A 6,042-nucleotide genomic window follows, 5' to 3' on the forward strand; every position below is an offset into this window, starting at 1 on the left:
TCGCGGCCTCGCGGTGCTCGTGCGCTCCTACAGAAGCAACATCTGCACTGAGGGAATGACAGCGCGCCAAACCACAACCCGCACAATTCTACCCACCATCACCACCAAGCACACCACATGCCAAACCGCCCTTGCCAGGGGCATTTTTTGTGATAGGGTTCGCGCCCGCAAAAATCCGCTGAGCGCCGTAAAAAAACCTTAATAAGCCTCAAAGAGGCCTCGGTCCAGTAGTTATGCGGCCTACACGCGATGTAGCGCTTTCATACACCAATTACACACAGCTTTATCCACAGGTAGTGCGTTGCAATTGGTGTCCGAAACGCTTTATCTTGTAGCCCGGCTTCACCTACAACCCTACATGTAGGGTTTTACGGTAAAAACCCAACACAAGTCGAATAGGGATTTCAAGCATTTTTCTCAGGTATTGCGGGTGAACCAAAGGCTCATTTAGGAGCCAAAGCTGCGCCCCATACACCCGAGCATGCTCTCCCCCTTCGGCCGCAGCGAATCCATGCATTTGTTGCAATATTTAACAGGCACCATCCAACAGATTCCTCAGGGCAGCGAGCAACGATTCGCTGCCTTTTTGACTTCAAAGCCAGGGACGGTGAAATCCGCCATCCCCATTCCGTTTTGAGGTCGTTACAGCCGACGCTTGTCGACTGAATGCCTACAAACCGGATCGGTGGGTGCTTAACCAGCACCCAAACAAACATAGAGAACGTGGAGACACCCATGCAAACAGACACAACTCGCGAGAACTCGCCGAACCCGGCGCCGCAGACAAGCCAGTCCCAACAGGATCTGTCCGCGACCGCTCCCGGCCAGCTGCGCGTGATCAAGCGTAACGGCACTGTCGTCGCCTACACCGATGACAAAATCACCGTCGCTATCACCAAAGCGTTTCTTGCAGTTGAGGGCGGCACCGCCGCTGCGTCTTCGCGCATCCACGACACCGTGGCCCGTCTGACCGAACAAGTCACCGCCACCTTCAAACGTCGCATGCCTTCGGGCGGCACCATCCACATCGAAGAAATCCAGGACCAGGTTGAACTGGCCCTGATGCGTGCCGGCGAGCAGAAAGTGGCTCGCGACTACGTCATCTACCGTAACGAGCGCTCCAAGGAGCGTGCCGTTCGTGGCACCGACGCACCGGTCGACGCCCACCCTTCGATCCGTATCACCCGCGCCGACGGCAGCGTTGCGCCGCTGGACATGGGTCGTCTGAACACCATCGTGACCGAAGCATGTGAAGGTCTGGCTGAAGTCGACGCCAACCTGATCCAGAACGAAACCCTGAAAAACCTGTACGACGGCGTGGCGATGAAAGACGTCAACACCGCACTGGTGATGACCGCCCGTACTCTGGTTGAGCGCGAGCCGAACTACTCGTTCGTGACCGCCCGCCTGCTGATGGACACCCTGCGTGCCGAAGGCCTGAATTTCCTGGAAGTGGCTGAAAGCGCTACTCACCACGAAATGGCCGACCTGTACGCCAAGGCCCTGCCTTCGTACATCGCCAAAGGCATTCAGTTCGAATTGCTGAACCCGATCCTGGCCACCTTTGACCTGGAAAAACTCGGCAAGGCGATCAACCACGAGCGCGATCAGCAGTTCACCTACCTGGGCCTGCAAACCCTGTACGACCGTTACTTCATCCACAAGGACGGTATCCGTTTCGAACTGCCGCAGATCTTCTTCATGCGTGTGGCCATGGGCCTGGCGATCGAAGAGAAAGCCAAAGAAGACCGCGCCATCGAGTTCTACAACCTGTTGTCGTCCTTCGACTACATGGCTTCGACGCCTACGCTGTTCAACGCCGGTACCCTGCGTCCGCAACTGTCCAGCTGCTATCTGACCACCGTTCCGGATGACCTGTCGGGCATTTATCACGCCATCCACGACAACGCCATGCTGTCCAAATTCGCAGGCGGTCTGGGCAACGACTGGACCCCGGTTCGTGCTTTGGGTTCGTACATCAAAGGCACCAACGGCAAATCCCAGGGCGTTGTACCGTTCCTGAAAGTCGTGAACGACACCGCTGTAGCCGTTAACCAGGGTGGCAAGCGCAAAGGCGCTGTCTGTGCCTACCTGGAAACCTGGCACATGGACATCGAAGAGTTCATCGAGCTGCGCAAGAACACCGGTGATGATCGTCGTCGTACCCACGACATGAACACCGCCAACTGGATCCCTGACCTGTTCATGAAGCGTGTCTTCGATGACGGCAAATGGACCCTGTTCTCGCCTTCCGAAGTACCGGACCTGCACGACCTGACCGGTAAAGCTTTCGAAGAGCGTTATGAGTACTACGAAGCCCTGAGCGAATACCCAGGCAAGATCAAGCTGTTCAAGACCATCCAGGCCAAAGACCTGTGGCGCAAGATGCTCTCGATGCTGTTCGAAACCGGCCACCCATGGCTGACTTTCAAAGACCCGTGCAACCTGCGTAGCCCGCAGCAGCACGTGGGCGTGGTTCACAGCTCGAACCTGTGCACCGAGATCACCCTGAACACCAACAAGGACGAGATCGCGGTCTGCAACCTGGGCTCGATCAACCTGCCGAACCACATCGTCAACGGCAAGCTGGACACCGACAAGCTCAAGCGCACCATCGACGTAGCCGTTCGCATGCTCGATAACGTTATCGACATCAACTACTACTCCGTGCCGCAAGCGAAGAACTCCAACTTCCGTCACCGTCCAGTGGGCTTGGGCATCATGGGCTTCCAGGACGCGCTGTATCTGCAGCACATCCCTTACGGTTCCGATGCGGCTGTCGAGTTCGCCGACCGTTCGATGGAAGCTGTCAGCTACTACGCGATCCAGGCGTCTTGCGACCTGGCCGACGAGCGCGGTGCCTACGAGACGTTCCAGGGTTCGCTGTGGTCCAAAGGCGTGCTGCCACTGGATTCGCAACAGATCCTGATCGAACAGCGTGGCCAGAAGTACATCGACGTTGACCTGAACGAAACCCTGGACTGGGCGCCAGTACGTGCCCGTGTACAGAAAGGTATTCGTAACTCCAACATCATGGCCATCGCACCGACCGCGACCATCGCCAACATCACTGGCGTATCGCAGTCGATCGAACCGACTTACCAGAACCTCTACGTGAAATCGAACCTCTCGGGCGAATTCACCGTGATCAACCCGTACCTGGTTCGCGACCTCAAAGCCCGCGACCTGTGGGACTCGGTCATGATCAACGACCTGAAGTACTACGACGGTTCGGTACAACAGATCGAGCGCATCCCACAGGAACTCAAAGACCTGTACGCCACCGCGTTCGAAGTTGACACCAAGTGGATTGTTGACGCAGCAAGCCGTCGCCAGAAGTGGATCGACCAGGCTCAGTCCCTGAACCTGTACATCGCTGGCGCATCGGGCAAGAAACTGGACGTGACCTACCGCATGGCCTGGTACCGTGGTCTGAAAACCACTTACTACCTCCGTGCCCTGGCCGCGACCAGCACCGAAAAATCCACCGTCAACACCGGCAAGCTCAACGCAGTATCGAGCGGCGGCCACGGCCCGGACGACTCGGCGATCACCGCCCCGCGTCCAACCGAAGCAGCACCAGCCGGCCCAGCACCCGTGCCAAAAGCCTGTGCAATCGACGAGCCGGATTGCGAGGCTTGCCAGTAAGCACTGGCAGTAAGGCAGACCTCGCTTCCCTTGTGGGAGCGAGGCTTGCCCGCGATAAGGTCACTCTGCTGTAACTACCGAAATACAAACCGGGAGCCTCAAACCCTCCCGGCTTCACCCCCTCCAAACCGCTTCCTGCACATATCGCCCGCGTGACAACGCGTTCCCTCGCTTCAACTCGATATCGCCCGCCCTCTTCCGACTCGTGAAGACCTACTCAAAACCTATCTAAACAAACCTGACTTGACCTGAAACACCGCGTCAAACCCTCTCGGTAACAAGTTACCTCATACCCGGCACGCGACACACGGTGCAGCGAAGTTGTTCGCGAGAGGCGTCAGGACAATCCCTCCCCCGCAAACGCATGCGCAGTGGCATGATATGGAGCCAGACGGACGGACGGGCTCACTAAATTCCATAGCGTGCCGCTATGCCTACTGTAGCCACCCTCAATTGGGCGTAAAGGCCAACTGGAGATACCTTCCCGTTATCGCAATAGATGGCGCATTGATACCAACGCGCTTCAGCAGTTTGCTTACCCACGAGCTCACCTCATGAAAAAACCGATTTCCCTCGCATCGCGCATCGGCCTTGGCTTTGCCGCCATCGTGTCGCTGCTTGTATTGATCACCGCCGTGGGTATCCAACGAGTTGGATTCATCGACTCCACCCTGGGAGACGTCAGCGACAACGCCGCCAAAGTGCAGCGCTACGCAATCAACTTCCGCGGCAGCGTTCACAACCGCGCTATCGCCATTCGCGATGCCGTACTGGTCAGCAATGATCGTGATCTTGAATCCCACCTAGCTGAAGTCACCCGCCTGCAAAAAGACTATGTCGACTCAGCCACGCCGCTGGACCAACTGTTCGCAAGCCACCCCGTCAGCTCGCAAGAGCAATCCATGCTGCGCGCTATCAAAGACATCGAACAGCAGACCCTTGCCTCCACCAAAAAACTGATCGACCTGCGCCGCACTGGCGACATCGCAGGCGCTCAGGCTTTGCTGCTCAATCAGATATCCGCCGACTACAGCGAGTGGCTGAAACGCATCAACGCGTTGATTGACTACGAAGAAGCCTCGATCAAATCGCAACTCAATGACGTGCAAGCCACCGCCAGTCAGTTTCGCGGCTTGATGTTGCTGGCAACGGGTGCGGCCTTGCTGCTGAGCATCTTCCTGTCGGTGATCATCATCCGCTTCGTCAAATCCACCCTCGGCGCAGAACCCACCGAAGTGGCTCAAGCCATCCAGCGCTTGGCAGCCGGCGACCTGCAACAAAGCATCGTCACCCCCTACCCCGACAGCGTCATGGGCGTATTGAAAACAGCGCTCAGCCGCTTGGCCGACACCATTACCCAAGTGCGCATGGCCGCCCAAGAGGTCAACCAGTCGTCCACGCTACTGTCCGCCACTTCGATTACCAACAACGACCAGATCAACCTGCAAACCCGTGAGGCTGAGCAAGTAGCCACCGCGATTACGCAAATGGCGGCGACCGTTAACGAAGTCACCGGTTACGCATCCCAGGCCGCCGACGCAACGCGCCTGGCCGACGGCGAAGTAGTCAGCGGTAACCAGTTGGTCGCAGACACCACCCAAGCGATCGAACACCTGGCCACCTCGCTGGCGGAAACCACCCTGACCGTGGAGCGGGTCTCCAAACAAAGCGAAGAGATTGAGAGCGTGATCGACGTGATCAACTCCATCGCCACGCAAACAAACCTGCTGGCCCTCAACGCCGCCATCGAAGCGGCGCGGGCTGGCGAGCACGGCCGAGGCTTTGCGGTCGTCGCTGATGAAGTGCGCTCGCTGGCCAACCGGACCCAGCGCTCCACGCAAGACATACGGGACATGATCAGCACCCTGCAAAGCGGCACTGAAACCGCCGCGCAAACCATGCGTGACAACTGCGAACTGGTCGGCCGCACCGTGGAACAAACCCGCAACGCACAAGGCGCGCTGTCAAAAATCAGCCAGGAAGTGGGCGCCATCAACCGCATGAACGCGCAGATCGCCGCCGCCTCCGTGCAGCAAAACGCCGTGGCCGAAGAAGTCGCTGTCAACATCAACCGCATCCACGGCTCCACCGTGCAGTCCGCAACCGGATCAAAACAAGTCGCCACCGCAAGCCACGAACTGGCAAAACTGGCAGACCGCCTGACCCAAAAAGTCGCCTTCTTTAAAGTCGGCTAACCCCAGCCAATCCCGGCAAGCCTGCCCCACATCAAACCTGTGGGAGCCGGGCTTGCCAGCGATAAACGATGACGCGGTACAACTTCAGACCGCAGCGCTACCATCGCGAGCAAGCTCAGCTCCCACAAATACCTGCCCACTATCAAACCTGTGGGAGCCGGGCTTGCCCGCGATAAACGATAACGCCGTACGACTTCAG

At 57.9% G+C, this 6,042-nt stretch carries 3 protein-coding genes and 1 pseudogene; all 4 read left to right on the forward strand.

Features of this window, described 5'->3' with window-relative positions; genetic code table 11:
• A partial coding sequence (locus AUC60_RS28175) for a hypothetical protein (RefSeq protein WP_238599617.1) occupies window positions 1-202 on the forward strand: 202 nt, incomplete at its 5' end.
• A 533-nt stretch (window positions 203-735) separates the two neighbouring features.
• Window positions 736-3,648: a ribonucleoside-diphosphate reductase subunit alpha gene (locus AUC60_RS21555; protein ID WP_087272468.1), complete on the forward strand. Its 2,913-nt coding sequence runs from the start codon at window positions 736-738 to the stop codon at window positions 3,646-3,648.
• A gap of 554 nt (window positions 3,649-4,202) precedes the next feature.
• Window positions 4,203-4,718: pseudogene (locus tag AUC60_RS28635) on the forward strand (MCP four helix bundle domain-containing protein); the annotation flags it as partial.
• Between the two features lie 417 nt (window positions 4,719-5,135).
• Window positions 5,136-5,843, forward strand: coding sequence for a methyl-accepting chemotaxis protein (locus AUC60_RS28640; RefSeq protein WP_405623242.1), 708 nt, complete (start codon window positions 5,136-5,138; stop codon window positions 5,841-5,843).
• Window positions 5,844-6,042: the final 199 nt, after the last annotated feature.

Source organism: Pseudomonas caspiana, from assembly GCF_002158995.1.
GTDB classification, from domain to species: domain Bacteria; phylum Pseudomonadota; class Gammaproteobacteria; order Pseudomonadales; family Pseudomonadaceae; genus Aquipseudomonas; species Aquipseudomonas caspiana.